Origin of the sequence: Parasphingorhabdus sp., from assembly GCF_039968395.1 — a bacterium.
GTDB lineage: Bacteria > Pseudomonadota > Alphaproteobacteria > Sphingomonadales > Sphingomonadaceae > Parasphingorhabdus.
Map to the genome: position 1 here is coordinate 1 of NZ_JBDVPV010000001.1, position 16,776 is coordinate 16,776.

14 protein-coding genes and 1 tRNA gene are annotated in these 16,776 nt (G+C 51.7%); 4 read left to right on the forward strand and 11 right to left on the reverse strand.

Annotated elements, in window-relative coordinates:
* From ABJI30_RS00005 to ABJI30_RS00020, 4 genes are all read right to left on the reverse strand, one after another.
* A partial coding sequence (locus ABJI30_RS00005) for a glutathione S-transferase N-terminal domain-containing protein (protein ID WP_348014842.1) occupies nucleotides 1-267 on the reverse strand: 267 nt, incomplete at its 3' end.
* Nucleotides 268-308: 41 nt separating this feature from the next.
* The gene (locus ABJI30_RS00010) at nucleotides 309-1,751 is read right to left on the reverse strand and encodes an aldehyde dehydrogenase family protein (RefSeq protein WP_348014843.1); all 1,443 of its coding nucleotides are present in this window, start codon (nucleotides 1,749-1,751) and stop codon (nucleotides 309-311) included.
* Nucleotides 1,752-1,815: 64 nt separating this feature from the next.
* The gene (locus ABJI30_RS00015) at nucleotides 1,816-2,322 is read right to left on the reverse strand and encodes a nuclear transport factor 2 family protein (RefSeq protein WP_348014844.1); all 507 of its coding nucleotides are present in this window, start codon (nucleotides 2,320-2,322) and stop codon (nucleotides 1,816-1,818) included.
* Between the two features lie 52 nt (nucleotides 2,323-2,374).
* Nucleotides 2,375-2,908: a TetR/AcrR family transcriptional regulator gene (locus ABJI30_RS00020; protein WP_348014845.1), complete on the reverse strand. Its 534-nt coding sequence runs from the start codon at nucleotides 2,906-2,908 to the stop codon at nucleotides 2,375-2,377.
* A 121-nt stretch (nucleotides 2,909-3,029) separates the two neighbouring features.
* Between ABJI30_RS00020 and ABJI30_RS00025 the strand changes: the two genes are divergently transcribed.
* Nucleotides 3,030-5,414 (forward strand): molybdopterin cofactor-binding domain-containing protein, encoded by a 2,385-nt coding sequence (locus ABJI30_RS00025; protein ID WP_348014846.1) that lies wholly within the window; start codon nucleotides 3,030-3,032, stop codon nucleotides 5,412-5,414.
* Nucleotides 5,415-5,428: 14 nt separating this feature from the next.
* A complete protein-coding gene (locus ABJI30_RS00030) occupies nucleotides 5,429-5,884 on the forward strand; it encodes a (2Fe-2S)-binding protein (protein ID WP_348014847.1) in 456 nt (151 codons plus the stop codon).
* Between the two features lie 105 nt (nucleotides 5,885-5,989).
* On the opposite strand, the gene ABJI30_RS00035 is transcribed toward ABJI30_RS00030, so the two are convergent.
* The 7 genes from ABJI30_RS00035 to ABJI30_RS00065 form a co-directional block, all read right to left on the reverse strand.
* Entirely contained in the window at nucleotides 5,990-7,078 is a 1,089-nt protein-coding gene (locus ABJI30_RS00035) for a site-specific integrase (RefSeq protein WP_348014848.1), read from the reverse strand.
* A gap of 6 nt (nucleotides 7,079-7,084) precedes the next feature.
* Nucleotides 7,085-7,564, reverse strand: a complete 480-nt coding sequence (locus ABJI30_RS00040; protein WP_348014849.1) for a helix-turn-helix domain-containing protein — start codon at nucleotides 7,562-7,564, stop codon at nucleotides 7,085-7,087.
* 11 nt (nucleotides 7,565-7,575) lie between these two features.
* Nucleotides 7,576-7,740 carry a helix-turn-helix domain-containing protein gene (locus ABJI30_RS00045; protein WP_348014850.1) on the reverse strand — a complete coding sequence of 55 codons (165 nt, stop codon included), beginning with the start codon at nucleotides 7,738-7,740 and terminating at the stop codon, nucleotides 7,576-7,578.
* Nucleotides 7,741-7,860: 120 nt separating this feature from the next.
* Nucleotides 7,861-8,535, reverse strand: coding sequence for a hypothetical protein (locus tag ABJI30_RS00050; RefSeq protein WP_348014851.1), 675 nt, complete (start codon nucleotides 8,533-8,535; stop codon nucleotides 7,861-7,863).
* Between the two features lie 48 nt (nucleotides 8,536-8,583).
* Nucleotides 8,584-8,826, reverse strand: coding sequence for a hypothetical protein (locus ABJI30_RS00055; protein ID WP_348014852.1), 243 nt, complete (start codon nucleotides 8,824-8,826; stop codon nucleotides 8,584-8,586).
* A gap of 243 nt (nucleotides 8,827-9,069) precedes the next feature.
* Nucleotides 9,070-10,095, reverse strand: a complete 1,026-nt coding sequence (locus ABJI30_RS00060) for an integrase arm-type DNA-binding domain-containing protein (protein WP_348014853.1) — start codon at nucleotides 10,093-10,095, stop codon at nucleotides 9,070-9,072.
* 165 nt (nucleotides 10,096-10,260) lie between these two features.
* A tRNA-Thr gene (locus ABJI30_RS00065) sits at nucleotides 10,261-10,336 on the reverse strand.
* Nucleotides 10,337-10,550: 214 nt separating this feature from the next.
* Between ABJI30_RS00065 and ABJI30_RS00070 the strand changes: the two genes are divergently transcribed.
* Both ABJI30_RS00070 and ABJI30_RS00075 read left to right on the forward strand, forming a co-directional pair.
* Entirely contained in the window at nucleotides 10,551-11,891 is a 1,341-nt protein-coding gene (locus ABJI30_RS00070; protein ID WP_348014854.1) for a hypothetical protein, read from the forward strand.
* Nucleotides 11,892-12,091: 200 nt separating this feature from the next.
* The gene (locus ABJI30_RS00075; RefSeq protein WP_348014855.1) at nucleotides 12,092-16,771 is read left to right on the forward strand and encodes an NAD-glutamate dehydrogenase domain-containing protein; all 4,680 of its coding nucleotides are present in this window, start codon (nucleotides 12,092-12,094) and stop codon (nucleotides 16,769-16,771) included.
* Nucleotides 16,772-16,776: the final 5 nt, after the last annotated feature.

The window sequence follows — 16,776 nt, forward strand, 5'->3', positions numbered from 1 at the left end:
GTCTGGCCCATTGGGGTCGACAATCGCGGGAATCTTGTTGTTGGGGTTTAATGACAGAAACTCCGGTGTTGTAACCCCTTCATCATTCAAAAGCACCTTATGGGCTTCATATTCTATCCCGATTTCTTCGAGCATGATGGACACTTTTTGGCCATTTGGCGTCGGCAGGGAATAGAGCTGTAATATATCAGGGTTTTTGGCCGGCCAACGCTTTGCGATCATCAAGTCATTTACCGAGGTGACTGCATTTGTTGTTTTATCGAGCATTATTTTTTCTCTAGTTTGTTTGGGGGATGAGTGTTTTGGGTTTATTGATTGGAGGCCCAGCCGCTGACGGATTTGACTTCCAGGAAGTCTTCGATGCCCCAGCTGCCGCCTTCACGGCCATTGCCGGACTGTTTGTAGCCGCCAAAAGGAGCACCCGCTGAACGCGGCATTCCATTTATTTCGACCATGCCAGACCGCAACCTTCGTGCGACCCGAGTAGCCTTTTCGCTATCCTCAGTTTGGACATAATTGGTCAGGCCATAGACTGTATCGTTAGCAATCCTGATCGCTTCTTCTTCGTCATCAAACGGGATGATCGATAGGACGGGACCAAAGATTTCTTCGCGGGCAATTTCCATTTCGTTATTCACGTCAGCAAATACCGTTGGACGCACGAAATATCCTTCTGTGATACCCTCGGGGCGACCAGGGCCACCGGCAACAAGTCGTGCACCTTCGCCAATTCCGGTTTCAATAAGATTCTGCACTTTATCAAATTGAAGCTGTGAAACCAGCGGGCCGATATGATTGCCTTGCTTGGAAGCCATATCAACGGCAGTCGCATTTGCCGCGTCTGCCGCTGCAGTGACAGCGTCATTATAGACAGAACGTTCAACCAAAAGGCGTGTCGGAGCATTGCAAGATTGCCCGGAGTTGCCAAAGCAACGTTTCACACTCCATGCCAAGGCATTATCGCGCGCATCGGCAAATATAATATTTGCACCTTTACCGCCAAGCTCCAAATGGACCCGCTTGACCGTGTCGGCCGCACTTTTGGAAATCAGCTTGCCAGCACGGGTCGATCCGGTGAATGAAACCATGTCTACGTCCGGATGGCTGGTCAATTGGGTGCCAACACCCATGCCGTCACCATTTACCAGATTGAATACGCCCTTGGGGAAACCCGCCTCATCGATCATTTCTGCAAAAATAAGCGCAGACATGGGAGCGATTTCGGACGGTTTAAGAATGATTGTGCAACCCGCTGCAAGCGCCGCAATGACCTTCAACGTCACCTGATTAATTGGCCAATTCCACGGGGTGATCAGGGCGCAAACGCCAACGGCTTCATATAATATGCGATCATTTGGAGAATTGTCATTAAGCAGCCGGTCAAATTCAAATTCTTTCAAAGTTTTTATGAAATTCTTGATATGACCAAAGCCGGACCCCGCTTGCGCGCCCTTTGCCCAATCAATCGGTGCCCCCATTTCTTTTGAGATAGTTTCACCCATCTCGCCTGCGCGGCGGCCATAAATGTCCAGCAGCTTTTCTAGCAGAGCCAGACGTTCTTCTTTACTGGTTTGGCTCCAACCGTCGAAAGCGGCATTGGCGGCAGCCACAGCTGCGTTTGTATCGGCACCACCCCCAAGGGCGATGACGGCATAAGCCTCTTCTGTTGACGGGTTTGTGACTTCAAGGCGGGCGTCACTTTGGGACTGCCGCCATTGACCATCAATGTAAAATTCAAGTGCTTCTTGCATGGTTTTCTCCAATGGGTTCAGAGATGCTTTCTCGGTTGAAAGCATCATTGCTCCCTCAATATTATCAGTTGTTTGAATGAGAGTCGTAGACTTTGCCGCTGATTTTCCATTCGCCGTCTTTTTTGTAGAGTATGAAGAAATCAGTGAAGCGATTACCGCGCCAGTTAATGAATTCGACTTTTGCAGCCGCAGCCGGGCCGGAAATATCAATCCAAGCTATGTGATGCTTTACTTCAGGGGACGGACCTGAGCCGCCAATGCTCTTGGAAAAGCTATCCAAATCAGCATTATAAAACACACCGCCTACCGAACCGACAATATGAGCATGATCATAAAAAGCACTGCGAATTACTTCTCCGTCACCTGTCGTGGCGGATTGAATATATGGCTGCAAAGCAGCTTCAACGGCTTTATATTCAGCAAAGCTATGGGCTTCGTCTGTCTTGGTTTCTTTGGAAGTTTCAGCATTTGAAACGGCGTCGGTTCTTTGGATCGGGGTTTGGGACTGTACAGCTGTTAACGGCAGCATGAGCAGCAAAACAAATGAGAAAAGGGGGAATATTTTGTTCATAATTACTTCCTATCTATCTATATATGCATAGTTAACAATGTTAAAAAAATATTCAAGCCTTCAAAAAACCTTTTAAGGCTTCGTGAACTAGTTTTGGATCACGCCGCACTCGCGCGATCAACAACGAACCTTCTAAGGCACTAAGAAAACTGAGTGCCCGGCGATTGGCATCTGTATGTCCAACTTCTTTAAACTGACGAGCAAGCCATGCCTGAAAATCCTTGAAGTACAAGTCCACCAAATTCGATACATGCGGACTTACCGATTGCAGTTCCGCTACCATCATTCCGCAAAGGCAGAATTTTTCATCAACAGCATATTGCTGGAAAAATGCGATTACAGCTTCCAGGCGCTTTTTTGGAGATTTGGTTCCGGCTTCTATATTACTAAATCCTTCAGCATGGGCTTTGCGAATGCGCTCCACCAAAGCTGCTGCAAGGTCATCTTTGCACTTGAAATAATAATGGATACTGGACGTCTTGATCCCAATCGCATCAGCAAGATCAATATAGCTAAACCCGTTAAACCCTCTCGTTTGGGTATAACATTCAGCCAAGTCTAAAATTTTCGTTTTGGTGTCAGTCATGTTCTTTACAATCTAGTCTATGTGTATATAGATAGACTGATTCGATAATTTCACAACCCCCTTTTTTGACAAGCATTTCTGTCGTTCAGCTTATGCCAACCAATCGACTAGGAGAATATGAATGTTCTTGCATGACATAGGGGTTATCCCCGGTGGCGAAAAAAAGCAGGTAGCCGATTCAAGCGCGCCAAATATCACGAATTTATCACGGCGCGGATTTGTGGTTGGATCAAGTCTGTTTGTTGTCGGCGTCACACTTGCTGGTTGCTCCAGTTACGAAGAACCGAAAATAGATCCTAGTAATCTCGATTTACCGACCGCCGGACCTAACCCTTTGACCGACGTGAAGGGTGGTGACGCAACTCCCGCGTTGTGGATATCGATTGAAGAAGATGGCGCTGTCAAGATTACCTGCCATCGCTCTGAAATGGGCCAGCAGGTTTGGACATCGATGGCTCAAATCGTCGCCGATGAATTGGATGCTGATTGGGAAAATGTAGAGATTGTGCAGGCCGTTGGCCATGAACGCTATGGTGACCAAAATACCGACGGATCGCGCTCAGTCCGTTACAATTTCCATCGCTTACGTTTGGCCGGTGCAGCGATGAAACAGATGCTGGTGGAAGCTGCGGCAATCTATTGGAAGATGGACCCATCCAAATGCGAAGCTGCGCTCGGTAAGGTAAGCAATATTCAGAATAGCGATACGCTATCCTACGGCAATCTGGCAAAGGTCGCTGCAAAACTCCAAGTTCCCGAAGAAGCCAAGGTTTCGCTAAAAGACCCAAAAGACTGGCGGTATATCAACAAGGATGTAGCCTCGCTTACCATTCCTAAAATTACGCGCGGCGAAAGTACCTATGGCATTGATGTCGATATTCCGAATATGGTCTATGCGGTCGTTGCCAGACCGCCTCAGGTTTTTGGAAAAACAGGAGCGGTCCGCGATACAAAAGCCTTGGCAGTTCCTGGGGTGATACGCACGGTCAAATTGCCTGATGCAACCCCACCCGCACTTTTTAAAGCTTTGGGCGGAGTAGCAGTTGTTGCGTCGGATACCTGGGCCGCCATTCAGGGTCGCAATGCACTGGAGATTGATTGGATAGACGGTCCCAATGCCGGTTATGATTCGGAGACCTTCGGCAAAGAGATGGTCCAGACGGTCAAACGGTCCGGAACCGTTAGAAGAAAGCGCGGAGACGTTTCCACTGGACTATCGAATGCGAGTAAGCGCGTGGAGGCGGAATATTATGCACCTCATTTATCGCAATCGCCCATGGAACCACCCGTCGCCACCGCGTGGTGGGATGGTGACAAGCTGGAATGCTGGGCCTGCGTGCAGGACCCCCAAACCACGAGACAGACGCTGTCGGATTTATTGGGGGTCGATAAAGAGAATATTACTGTCAATGCAACTTGGCTGGGCGGAGCATTCGGACGCAAGTCAAAGCCTGACTTTGTCATCGAAGCCGCAATCATTGCAAAAGAAATAGGACGTCCCGTCAAGGTGACTTGGACCCGCGAAGATGATATCCGCCATGGCTATTATCATTCGGTGAGCGCACAGCGGCTTGAAGCCGGATTAGATGCAGATGGGAAAACTACCTCCTATCTTCACCGCACAGTCTTCCCGCCCATAGCATCTACGTTTTCACCCGGAATGGATATTCCTACCGATGGTGAAATGGGAATGGGTGCGACAGATGTACCGTTCGACATGCCGAACCTACAAGTGGAATCGGGCAATGCCGAAGGCCATTTGCGAATCGGGTGGCTGCGTTCGGTTGCCAATATCTATCACGCATTTGCGGTTCAGAGCTTTGCGGCAGAACTGGCTCATGCAGCAGGCCGGGATCAGAAAGATTATTTGCTGGAACTTATCGGCGGCGCCCGCACATTGGTGCCCGGCGATGAAGGGGCAACCTATCCCAATTATGACGCATCGATCGAAGAATATCCGATAGAAACAGCGCGGCTATCCAACGTTGTTAATATCGCTGCGGACATGGCAAAATGGGGGCGCTCGATGCCCGAAGGCCATGGACTGGGAATTGCCGTCCACCGGTCTTTCCTGTCCTATATCGCGACGGTAGTGGAAGTTGCTGTCAGTCCCGAAGGTGCGCTCACCATACCTGGCGTCTGGCTTGCCGTTGATGCAGGGACCGTAATCAATCCGCGCCATACGCGGGCGCAGATGGAGGGCGGCACAATTTACGGTCTGTCCAATGCATTATTTGGCGAAATTACCGCGAAAAATGGTGCCGTTGTGGAAGATAACTTTCCGTCATGGCGGGTGTTGCGCATGGGCGAAGCGCCTCGCGCTTTTGACGTTCAGATCGTAAAGTCGAACAGCGCGCCTGCCGGTGTTGGTGAACCAGCCACGCCGCCCGCTGCGCCGGCACTGGCTAACGCGATATTCAATGCAACCGGTCACCGTATCCGCAAACTGCCGATCATCGGGGCCTCGGGAAGAAAATTGTCACTTCCCACTAAACAAACTTCGTAAATCAGGAACAGCTCATGGCCATAACGCTTAATATTAATGGAAAAGACGAAACAGTCGATGCACCTGCCGGGACACCGTTATTGTGGGTATTGCGCGATCATCTTAAAATGACAGGTACGAAATTTGGTTGCGGGGTTGCGCAATGTGGCGCCTGTACCGTCCATGTCGATGATGCGCCCACCCGTGCCTGCATTACCCCACATGATTCACTGGATGGTTCAAAAATTACGACTATCGAAGGCGTAAAGGGCGGCGCAGCGGATGCGATCCGTTCGACCTGGATAAAAAACGATGTTCCGCAATGTGGTTATTGCCAGTCCGGTCAAATCATGGCCGCAACTGCGCTGTTAGAAGAAAATTCTAACCCAAGTGATGAAGACATCGATGCGGCGATGAGCGGTAATATCTGCCGCTGTGCGACTTACATGAGCATCCGACGAGCAATCAAGGAAGCAGCCAAAGGTTTATAGTTTTCGCTCCATATTAACTCACAAATTTTCCGTGAATCAAAGCCGTACAGCCTAGTGTCCGCTTTCGGGATAAAGCAGCCATCCTCAGGACGCCCTAATCTGTCACTATCCGAAATTGTGTTTGCGGACGGTATTTGCAATTGCCGTTATTAGCGGATCATCGCTGCGCGCACCTTCTGGGTCGATTGCTCGGATCAATTCTGCCTGTTCATCGGCTGGAACGTCTCCATAGCTGGAAAATGTCGTCATCATATTGCTGTGCCCTAAATTCTTTGACCAAGCCTTATAACTGCGGATTGGAAGGTGCAGCGTTTGCCCAAATCTTGCCAATGTTGATCGGACCGAATGCGGACTATGATATTTGAGATCGGCACCTTCAAAGGCCTCTTTGAATATCTTGCGAACCGGCCCGGCGTTACTCCAACTTTGCCGGTCTAGCCCCATAACCTCGAAACCATTGTCGCCAACGCCAACTTTGGTCTTCGGAAATAGCGGATCATCATCACCAAACAGCAAATCCTCCCGCAAATAGCGCACCCAATCAGAGACTATTTCCAGTGCATCATCGCCAACCGGAAAAAACCAAGTCTGGAATGTCTTGGAAAACTTGGTTTTAACTTCCCTAGCATCCTGATCCAACCGTTGCTCTGGAATATTAATGTGCTTCAGTTTAAGCGAAACCAGCGCACCATCACGAACGCCAGTTAAGAAGATCAACGCTACAATCGCCCGGTTGCGTTTCTCGATGTCGGATGCGGCTGGCATGGATGCGATAACTTGGCGCATTTGCTCCAATGATGGAACGGGTTGTTCGCGTTTGGCGCGGTTGATCTGCAAGTCTTTTTCGGAAATACTGAAATAGTCAGCATCGGAATAACTGAGTTTGGATTTATAACCCGGCTGGCCCGCAAGCCACTCAAAGAAATTGAACAACGCGCGCATCGTTGTGCCAATGGTCGCCTTGCTCAGCGGCTTGCCAGTTTGCTCATTAAGTTGCTCGGCAAGGTGGCGTTTAAACGCGATTGCTTGCTCTTTATGAAACAGTTTGAAATCCCGGAAGCGGGTTGATGATTCAAAGCGATGGATTGCCTTTGCGACAACATCCAATGATTTTTCATCGCGGCCTTTTGCCTCTTTCAAATATTGGAAATATTCACGCTTGATACGTTCATTTGCAGCGTTGTGTTTTGCCATAGTTTCTCAATCCCTTTTCAAGTCACTGTTTGGGGGGAGTTCAGCGCGCCCACTTAGTCTTGATTGACACTCCGCAAACTGGATTTCCATTTCGGGCATAATATGAGTTAAAACTGCTAATCTGGCGTTGCGGTTGATTGGACGTTCGCACGTCTCGCATAGGGCTTTCAAACAGCCGCTCTGTTCGTTTTTGGGTAGGTAATCGACCATGCCCAACGCCGGTCGTTTGGGCATTCGACATTTGAGGCAATAGAGTTGATTTGGCCCGCATGGTTGCTTTGCTGATTTTCGGTTGTTTTCCAGCCAGCTTTTCAAATCACTACCCAATACCAACTTGGGTTTGCGATCATCATCAATGACGGGAAGGCCGCGCTTGATCCATTCGCGCACCGTGTTTTTGTGAACACCAAGCAAGCGTGAAATATCATCCACGTTATAATTGCGATGCAGCTTAACCAGCCTATAATTGACGCGTTTGCCGGACATGATAACCGCGCCTATTCACTATCAATCAAACGGCGGATTGACTCGGTTTTGATAAGGCGGCGGCGACCAAATTTGATTGTCTCCAAGCGCCCTTCTTTGATCAACGCGTAAACTGACGTGCGGCCCAAGCCCAAAGCTTTCGCAGCGCCGGTGATTGAAATTGTAACAGGTTCCATTGTCCAAACTCCTTTGATGCACCGGTGTATTCCAGCGAACGTGAAGTTTGAATCGCACAAGGCAGATCATTTGTCGGATGATAAGGCCAAACTAAGGCCGATAATTGATCGAGGTGTATTTCAGGCCTTAACGAATTCGTCCCAAATTACCTTGGCATGAGGTCTGACTGTGCTTTCAGACGGCTCCTTGGTTGCCGTTGCTAAATGGCTTTGAATGGCCTTCTCTATTTGAGCTTGGTTTTCGGGTATAAACTCGCCTCGATATATCTGCCCCCAAACAGCCGATGATGCGCTTGGCCAGTCATATGTTGGTTTCCGGCCTCGCTTTGACTGGCCATCTTCTGTCACTACTTCTTGTGTGCTGTCTAGTCCAATATTGACCAACCCCGAGCGATGGAAATGAATGCCCTGTAGCTTGATAAAATCTGGACCGGATGGTCCCTTTCCGCGCCCTTGCGCTATTCCCATTTGCCAATCTTGATTGGATTTTGAAGGATCGGTGAAATCTCGCCAAAACCATAGCGGAATATCCCATTCAATAGCTGCCCACGGCTTTGAACCCTCGCGCGCCGTCCCTCTGTTGTTCCCTTCCCCATTAGCCCGCATCGCGCGGCCTGCAATTTGCCCTATTCGACAGGCCTCAGTAATGACCTCTTCCGTTCTTGAATGCCTACCGTTGCTAAAAATTAAATTCTGCAAATCTATGGCGGTTATCCAGCCATCTTCTGCGATGACACTGATTGCACGCATGGCCTTGGCCTGATTATCAGCAGATACAAGATCGGTTATGGCCAAAAAGTCGAAGCTTATTCCAAAAGCTTTGATTTCAAATTTTTCATCGATTCAGGTTGAAAAATCACCCGATTCCCAGTCTTGTTCGAGCGCTTCATTGCCTTCCGCCCACCAAAATCCTTTCGGCAAAATTTTATTTTGGGATTCTTGACCATCCCATATTACTGTTTCCGCCTTGGCGACAATCAACCCACTGTGCGCTCGTTCACAAATTTTAACACGTGAAGGATAGTCATACTCGCCAAGTGAAGCATATTTTAGTGCCAGCGGCGCTTTGATCCATTCGATTGCCATGCTTCCTTATGAATTGCAGCAGTCGGAAGAATCAAGTCTAGATGGTTATTGGCTAACAAGTTTATCGATTGGAATCACTTTGGCACCATCGCGCAACGTCTCCAAATGATCGCTCCACCACTGCGCCATTTGAACGCGTTCGTCCCAATGCTGGCCTCGATGATAGGCTGCGCGGATGGAATTGCTGTCTTTATGCGCCAATGCCCGCTCGATAGCATCGGGATTCCATTTTCCGCTTTCGTTTTACAATGTGCTGGCGGTCGAGCGGAAGCCATACGCGGTCATTTCTTTGCCGGAATAGCCCAGCCGCCTGAGTGCTGCATTGATCGTATTTTCTGACATAGGACGATTGCCGGGATAGAGTGAGGAAAAGACATATCTTTGTCCTTCACTTATAACCTTTGTCGATTCCATCAACTCCAACGTTTGTTCCGATAGCGGGACAACATGGGGGTCGCGCATTTTCATCTTCTCGGCTGGTATAGTCCAAATCGCCTTATCCAAATCAATTTCTTGCCATTCTGCACGGCGCAGTTCTCCGGGTCGCACAAAAAGATGCGGGGTTAATTGCAATGCAAGACAAGTAAGGGGTTGGCCCTGATAACCGTCGATTGCGCGAAGCAGTTCGCCAACCGCCTTCGGTTCCAATATCGCGCTATGGTGCTTTACTTGTGGAACCGTTAGTGCCCCCTTTAGCAACGCGGACGGATCAGCACTCGCGCGAGAAGTTGCTACAGCATAGCGAAAAACGCGGCCAGCAAACCAGCGCATCCGCCTTGCTGTTTCCAAATGCCCCTTGGTTTCCACCTTTTGCAATGTTTCCAGCAAGTCGGCTGGCGTGATCTCAGTTATCGGGCGATTGCCTAGATCAGGCTCCATCAATGACAAGAGCCAGCGAGTTTTCTTAATTGTCACGGCAGCCTTGCCTTCTTTGGCCGATTTTTCGATAAACTCATCGGCTATCGCTTGGAACGTGTTGGCTGCTTCCCTTTTTGCTGATTTGGATTGTTCGCGCTTTACGCTGGCAGGATCGACCCGGTTGGCGAGTAAAGTCCGCGCTTCATCACGCCGTTTGCGCGCCTCTTTCAATGACACATCGGGATAGACGCCAAGCGAAAGCTTCTTTTCTTTGCCCAATATTCTGTATTTCAGCCGCCAAAGCTTGCCGCCGCTGGGTTGCAATAGAAGGAAGAGTCCACGCTCGTCGAACATCTTGATCGGCTTAGGGCCATGTTTTGCGTTACGAATCTTAATATCTGTTAGCGCCATTTTGGGGCCACTCCTGCAATCAATTTCTAAGTGGCCCCCAAGGTGGCCCCCAATATGATGCGATTATACACGAACACAGGCGGACACTGGCAACCGGCTATTGCAACTTTATCGCAGTTTTTAGTGGGATTTGTAAGCTTTGACGGACACTTGCGAACGTGGGAATGGTGCCGCTTAGAGGACTCGAACCTCTGACCCCATCATTACGAATGATGTGCTCTACCACCTGAGCTAAAGCGGCTGATCGGTTGATGGAATAACTCAAATCCTGTCCATCACACGTTCGCCGGGCCTTTAACAGTCGGCTTGGTCCGTGACAAGCCTGCTCGCGAATGCGGGCCTGAATCGTCGTCCCGTGCGCCTTTGCCTGTGATAATGTTCCGGAAATTTACCATATATTTACCATAGTCGTGGCAAAACGCAGGCTATTCACAGGAACAACGGCAGAACCAGGCATGGAAAATCTTCGCAACAATGATGGCAGCAACGACATGAACGACAGTTCTGCGTCCGATTATATTGCCTATGACGACGACGCTTCTGCGGTTGAACCGCCTCCGGCCATTGGTCAGGATGAGCGGCGCATGCACGTTCGTGCCTATAATTTCTGGGCCGGATTGCTCGGTGATCGCCAGTTTCCTTCGGTTGAAGATCTGACGCCCGACACCGATGATGACTTTGGTCCGAACAGCGTTTTGCTGGATTTCACCAATGGCGTTGAAAATCCAACCATTCAGTTTCTCGGCGAGGCTCTAAGGAACGAATGCGACCTCGACGATAGCATCACCAGTATCGATGACGTTCCGGCGCGCTCGCTATTGTCCCGGATCACCGATCACTATCTGCAAATCATTGCCAATCAGGCACCGATTGGTTTTGAAGCGGAATTTGTAAATCAGCGCGGCGTTGCGATCATGTATCGCGGCATCTTGCTGCCATTCTCGACAGATGATGACACGATCGATTTCATTTATGGTGTTATCAACTGGAAAGAAGTTGCCACCGATGCGGTGACCCATGAACTGGAACAACAGGTTGCCGAAGCGATGCGAGCGGCCCCGGTCGCGGCTGAAACCGGTCCGGTCTGGGCAGATGCCCCGGCCTCTGGCCCGCTGGCAGATGTTGAAGACGCACAAGACGAACCGCTGGAGTTGACGGCAGAAGACATTGATCCCGAATTTTCGGTTCTCGACGACGAAGCGAGTCTCGCGGACTGGCTTTCGGCCGCACGAAACAGCGCAGACAACGCAGCACATTGCGAACAACGCAGCCGTGCCGCTCTATATGCAGCGGTTGGACAGGCATATGATTTCTATCTGATGACTCAGGCACATCCTGAAGATTATCAGACATTGCTCGAAGATTCCGGCCTGACCACGCAGGAACGTGCACCGATGACGCCAATTGTCAAACTGGTCTTTGGCATTAATTATGACAAGACCCGACTGACCGAATATGCATCTGCCTTGCGATTTGCTGAAAATGCAGGAATTGCCAAAGGTGAATTCGCGGCGTTTCTTGAAAATCATGACGGCGGCCTGAAGGCAATCGTCAATGCCGAACGAGTTTCGCGGAAACCGGATGTTGTGGTCGAAGATTCCGAGTCGCAGCATGAAAACATGCTGGACCGTTTGCGGTCGGCACCGGCGCGCGAACTGGCAGATATCGAAACTGGCGAAGAAGAATTTGTTGTGCTGGTGGCTCGTCGCGACAGCAGCGGGCAGCTTGCGATCGTCGGACCCGTTCTGGGCGACAGAAAACTGACCGACCGGGTTTTGAACAAAACGCAGGTCTGACCGCAGTTCTGAGCACAGGCCTGACGAGGGTAAAACACCAGTATAGTTACTTATGTAACTAAAATATCACTTTATGTCCCTAAAAGTCATTCTGGCGAAGCCAGGGTGCGATAACCTATTGAGCAACGCTGCAAACAGGCCCATAAACCGGCCGTCAGAACGCGCATTTTTCTTCGCTATGTTCTGGCTGGGGAACTATCATGGCGAGCGGTAGACGATCAGTGGCGCAGAAATCCAGATCCAGCAAATTAACGGAACTGGAGGTCAGGCTGGCGACAGCTTTTCGAGAAAGCGCACTTCCCGGCGAGAATAGCGGCTTTGATGACGAAGCTTGCGGCGAAGCCGTGCGGTTCGCGTTGCAATGCGCCGACAAGCGCAATGGTGTCGAAACCAGACTGTTGCTGGAAAGTGTCGCAGTTTCGAAGAAAAACAGACACTTGCGCCTCGCGATCATCAATGATGACATGCCGTTTCTGGTCGATTCCGTATGCGCGACAATTGTCGGTTTCGGACTGAATATTCAGCGGCTTATTCACCCGGTCGTCGGTGTCAAGCGCAGTTCCGACGGAAAACTCAAAGAGATTCTGGCCACCACGACCAAGGGAGAGAAGCGGGAATCGATTATCTATATCGAGCTCGAGCGCACCGATGCAAAAACCCGGCGTGCGCTGCAAAAGGCGCTTCTTTCCAATCTGAAAGACGTGGGCGCAGCTGTGTCCGACTGGCTGAAGCTGCAAATTGTCCTTGGTGACAATGCGGACAGCCTGCCCGACAGTGAAGGCACGACTCTTCTGCGCTGGTTCCTTGATCGCAACCTGACATTACTCGGCCATGAAATAATTGATCACAAGGGCGGACGCAGCCAGAAGCTGGGGCTCGCACGCATGCGTTCCCGGCCGGCTCTGTCCAAGGAAAGCCAGAAACGGGCGTTTCGCTGGTTTGAAGGGGGCGGGAACAGTCCGCTGGTGATCAAGTCCAATCAGATTTCAACTGTTCATCGCCAGGTTTTGATGGACCTCGTCATTGTCCCCGTGCGGGAAAAGGGAAAAATCACCGCGCTTTCGATCGTTGCGGGTCTGTGGACCAGTGCCGCTCTGGCGGCGGCTCCGGAAAATGTTCCCGTGTTGCGGCGTCAGATGGTGCAGTTGTTTGACAAATTCGGATTTGCCGAAGCAGGTCATGCCGGAAAATCCCTGACCCATGCGCTCACCAGTCTGCCGCACGATCTTCTGATCACATTTCCGCAAGAAGATCTCGAAAAACTGGCCCTGATCATGATGTCGCTGCTGGATCGACCCCGGCCCAAACTGCACAGCATCGTTTCACCGCTGGCCCGACATCTGTTCGTTTTTGTCTGGTTACCGCGCGAACAACTGTCGACCGAACGGCGGCGCAGTGTCGAGGACATGTTGACCGACGCCACCGGCGCCACCATCCTCAGCTGGTCGAATTCACTGGAAGAAGGCGGCGTATCGGCGCTGCGATATACGCTGGATATGGGCCCGAACGGCCGGGTGCCCGATCCGGATGAGCTGGACCGGAAACTGGAGAATATGGTTCGCGGCTGGCGGCCGAAAGTCGAACAGTTTTTGCGCGAGTCCGGTCAGGAGAACCGGGCCGCGATTTTGGCACAGCGCTATGCGGATTGTTTCCCCGGATCCTATCAGTCCACTTATGGTGCAAGCGAGGCCGCAAAGGATATATTGCGCCTGTTCAGCCTCGAATGGGGGCGGCAGAAATCGACGCGACTCTATCGCCTCGATGGCGATCCGGATGGGCAGCTGCGGTTGAAAATCTACTATATCGGCGGTGCCTTGCCGCTTTCAGATGCCGTCCCGACGCTTGAGAATTTCGGCTTTTCGGTATTGGATGGCATGCCAACGCCGCTCGATGAAGGGCGACTGGGTTACATTCACGATTTCAAGCTTGAAATGCGCGGCAATGACAATCTCGATGATCTGATCGCCCGGGCCGAAGATATCGAGCGTGCGATTACCGGCGTGCTCGAAGGGGAAGCCGAAAATGATGCGTTTAACCAGCTGATCACGGCCGTGGGCATTGATGCCCGCGCGACGGTCTGGATTCGTGCCTGGTTCCGCTATCTGCGCCAGATTGGTATCAGCTATGGTCTGGCGACCGTCGTCGAAGCGCTGGTCGAAGCCCCCGATGTCACGCGTGCAATGACCGGCCTGTTCCGCAATCTGCACGACCCCGCCTTCGAAGGAGATCGGGCGACTGCCGCCGCGAAAGCCGTCAAAGCCATCGATAGCGGACTGGTCCAGGTGCACAGTATCGATGATGATCGCATCTTGCGGTTATTCCGTGCGGTCATCGAGGCAATATTGCGAACCAATGCCTTTGCTTGTGGTCCGGGTGAGGCGCTGGCCTTCAAAATTGAAAGCGAGCATGTCCCTGAACTGCCGGACCCTGTGCCGTGGCGGGAAATGTTCGTGTATAGTCCGCGCGTCGAAGGCATCCATCTGCGTGCTGGTCCCGTGGCCCGCGGCGGGCTCCGCTGGTCGGATCGCCGGGATGATTTCCGGACCGAAATACTGGGGTTGATGAAGGCACAGCGCGTCAAGAATGCGGTCATCGTTCCGACCGGAGCCAAAGGCGGGTTTTTTGCCAAGCAACTGCCGCTGGGCGATGACCGCGATGCGTGGCTGGCCGAAGGCGTCGCGGCCTACAAGATTTTTATCAGCGCCTTGCTTTCGATTACCGACAATATTGTCGACGGAAAAATCATACCCCCCGTCAATGTGGTGCGCCGGGATGCCGATGACCCCTATTTTGTTGTCGCGGCGGACAAGGGAACCGCGACGTTTTCCGATATCGCCAATCAGCTTGCGCTTGATCGCAACTTCTGGCTGGGCGATGCGTTCGCCAGTGGTGGCAGCAACGGATATGACCACAAGGCGATGGGAATTACGGCCCGTGGTGCCTGGGTGTCGGTGCAGCGTCATTTTGCCGAAATGGGTGTCGATGTGCAGTCGGATCCGGTGACCGTGGTCGGTGTGGGTGATATGTCGGGCGATGTATTCGGCAACGGCATGCTGCTGTCCAAATCCCTCAAGGTGCTGGCAGCTTTTGATCACCGCCATATTTTCATTGATCCCGATCCTGACCCGGCGGCGAGCTGGAAAGAACGCAAACGGCTATTCGATTTGCCGCGTTCGAGCTGGGAAGACTATGACAAATCCTTGATTTCAAAGGGCGGTGCCATATATTCGCGCCAATCCAAGACGATCAAGATCACCAAAAAAATCGGTGAGATGCTCGATCTGGATTCCTCTGAAGAAACGACACCTTCCAGATTGATGACGGCGATTCTGTCATCGCGAGCCGATCTTTTGTGGTTCGGCGGCATCGGTACATATGTGAAGGCCGCCTCGGAAAATCATATCGAAGTCGGCGATCCATCCAATGACAAGATCCGGATCAATGCTGCGAAGCTGCGCGTAAAAGTTATCGGAGAGGGTGCCAATCTGGGCATTACCCAAGCCGCCAGAATTGGATTTGCGGAGAGGGGCGGGCGGATTAACACCGACTTTATCGACAATAGCGCGGGCGTCGATTGTTCCGATAATGAAGTGAATATCAAGATTGCGCTGAATGCCGAGCTGGCGAACGGAACACTGAAATCTGATGCGCGAAACAAGTTACTGGAATCGATGACCGACGAAGTTGGGGCGCTGGTACTGGAGGATAACCGGCTGCAGGCGCTGGGTCTGTCGATCGCCGAAATGGGGGGGCGCAAGACGTTGCCATCCTATGTACGGCTCATCGAGCAGTTTGAAGACGCAGGACAGTTGAACCGTGCGGTCGAAGGTCTGGCGAGTAACGAAGATCTGATCCGGCGCGGGCAGGAAAAACGCGGGCTGTATCGCCCGGAACTTGCTGTTTTGATTTCTACCGCCAAGCTGGCGCTGCAGGAGGCCATCGAGCAGGGTGATCTTGCCGATGATCCTGCGCTCGACAGTGACCTGATGCGCGCTTTTCCGACCGCCATGCAAAATGGCCATGCCGATGCGATATTGAACCACCAGTTGCGCAAGGAACTTCTGGCGACAAAACTGGCCAACCGGATGATCAACCGCATGGGCGTGATCGATCCTTTTGAACTGGCCGAAGAAGAAGGCTGTTCGCTGGGTGAGGTGGCCCGGGCTTTTGTAATGACCGAACGGCTTTTTGATGCCGAACATCTCTGGAACTGGCTCGAAGAAGCCGAGACCAGCGAGGAAATCCGGCTGTTGCTGTTTGACCGGCTGGCCTATGTGCTGCGCTCTCACATGGCAGATCTGATGCGTATTGGCTTGTCCGACAACCAGATTGAAGATACGGTCGAGATGCTCTCGCCCGGTGTTCGTGCGCTCGACGCAAAGGTTGACAGTCTGATTTCCGAAGAGGGCCGGGCTCAGGCACAGAAACAGACACGCTTGCTGGTCGAAGCAGGGGCGACGCCCGACATCGCGGACAAGATTTCCAATATCTACAAAAATGACGGCGCTGCAGGGATCGCCTATCTTGCCCAGCAGCGCGATATTGATGCCGTTCCGGTTGCAGCGGTGTTCACAAGGGTTGGCAGCATGCTGGGACTCGATTGGGCACAGATGACTGCCACGCGTATCAATCCGTCCGATCCCTGGGATCGTCTGCTGGTCGCTGGACTGGCACGGGATTTTCAGCAGATGCGGCTGGATTTTCTGCGGCGCGCGCGGAACAAGGACATGGATCAGTTTGTCGACAGCTGGCGCGAGAAGAACAGCGAACAGGTGCAGCAATTCCGAAAAATTATTGATCGTGCGCAGCAAATGACACGACCGTCTATTGCGATGATTGCCCAGATCGCCAGTCAGGCCCGGATATTGCTGTCGCGTTAAGTGGG

Bases quoted from the DNA above. Each gene is read 5' to 3' on its own strand.
- ABJI30_RS00010 (WP_348014843.1), bottom strand. From the start codon at position 1,751: ATGCAAGAAGCACTTGAATTTTACATTGATGGTCAATGGCGGCAGTCC.
- ABJI30_RS00015 (WP_348014844.1), bottom strand. From the start codon at position 2,322: ATGAACAAAATATTCCCCCTTTTCTCATTTGTTTTGCTGCTCATGCTG.
- ABJI30_RS00020 (WP_348014845.1), bottom strand. From the start codon at position 2,908: ATGACTGACACCAAAACGAAAATTTTAGACTTGGCTGAATGTTATACC.
- ABJI30_RS00025 (WP_348014846.1), top strand. From the start codon at position 3,030: ATGTTCTTGCATGACATAGGGGTTATCCCCGGTGGCGAAAAAAAGCAG.
- ABJI30_RS00030 (WP_348014847.1), top strand. From the start codon at position 5,429: ATGGCCATAACGCTTAATATTAATGGAAAAGACGAAACAGTCGATGCA.
- ABJI30_RS00035 (WP_348014848.1), bottom strand. From the start codon at position 7,078: ATGGCAAAACACAACGCTGCAAATGAACGTATCAAGCGTGAATATTTC.
- ABJI30_RS00040 (WP_348014849.1), bottom strand. From the start codon at position 7,564: ATGTCCGGCAAACGCGTCAATTATAGGCTGGTTAAGCTGCATCGCAAT.
- ABJI30_RS00045 (WP_348014850.1), bottom strand. From the start codon at position 7,740: ATGGAACCTGTTACAATTTCAATCACCGGCGCTGCGAAAGCTTTGGGC.
- ABJI30_RS00055 (WP_348014852.1), bottom strand. From the start codon at position 8,826: ATGGCAATCGAATGGATCAAAGCGCCGCTGGCACTAAAATATGCTTCA.
- ABJI30_RS00060 (WP_348014853.1), bottom strand. From the start codon at position 10,095: ATGGCGCTAACAGATATTAAGATTCGTAACGCAAAACATGGCCCTAAG.
- ABJI30_RS00070 (WP_348014854.1), top strand. From the start codon at position 10,551: ATGGAAAATCTTCGCAACAATGATGGCAGCAACGACATGAACGACAGT.
- ABJI30_RS00075 (WP_348014855.1), top strand. From the start codon at position 12,092: ATGGCGAGCGGTAGACGATCAGTGGCGCAGAAATCCAGATCCAGCAAA.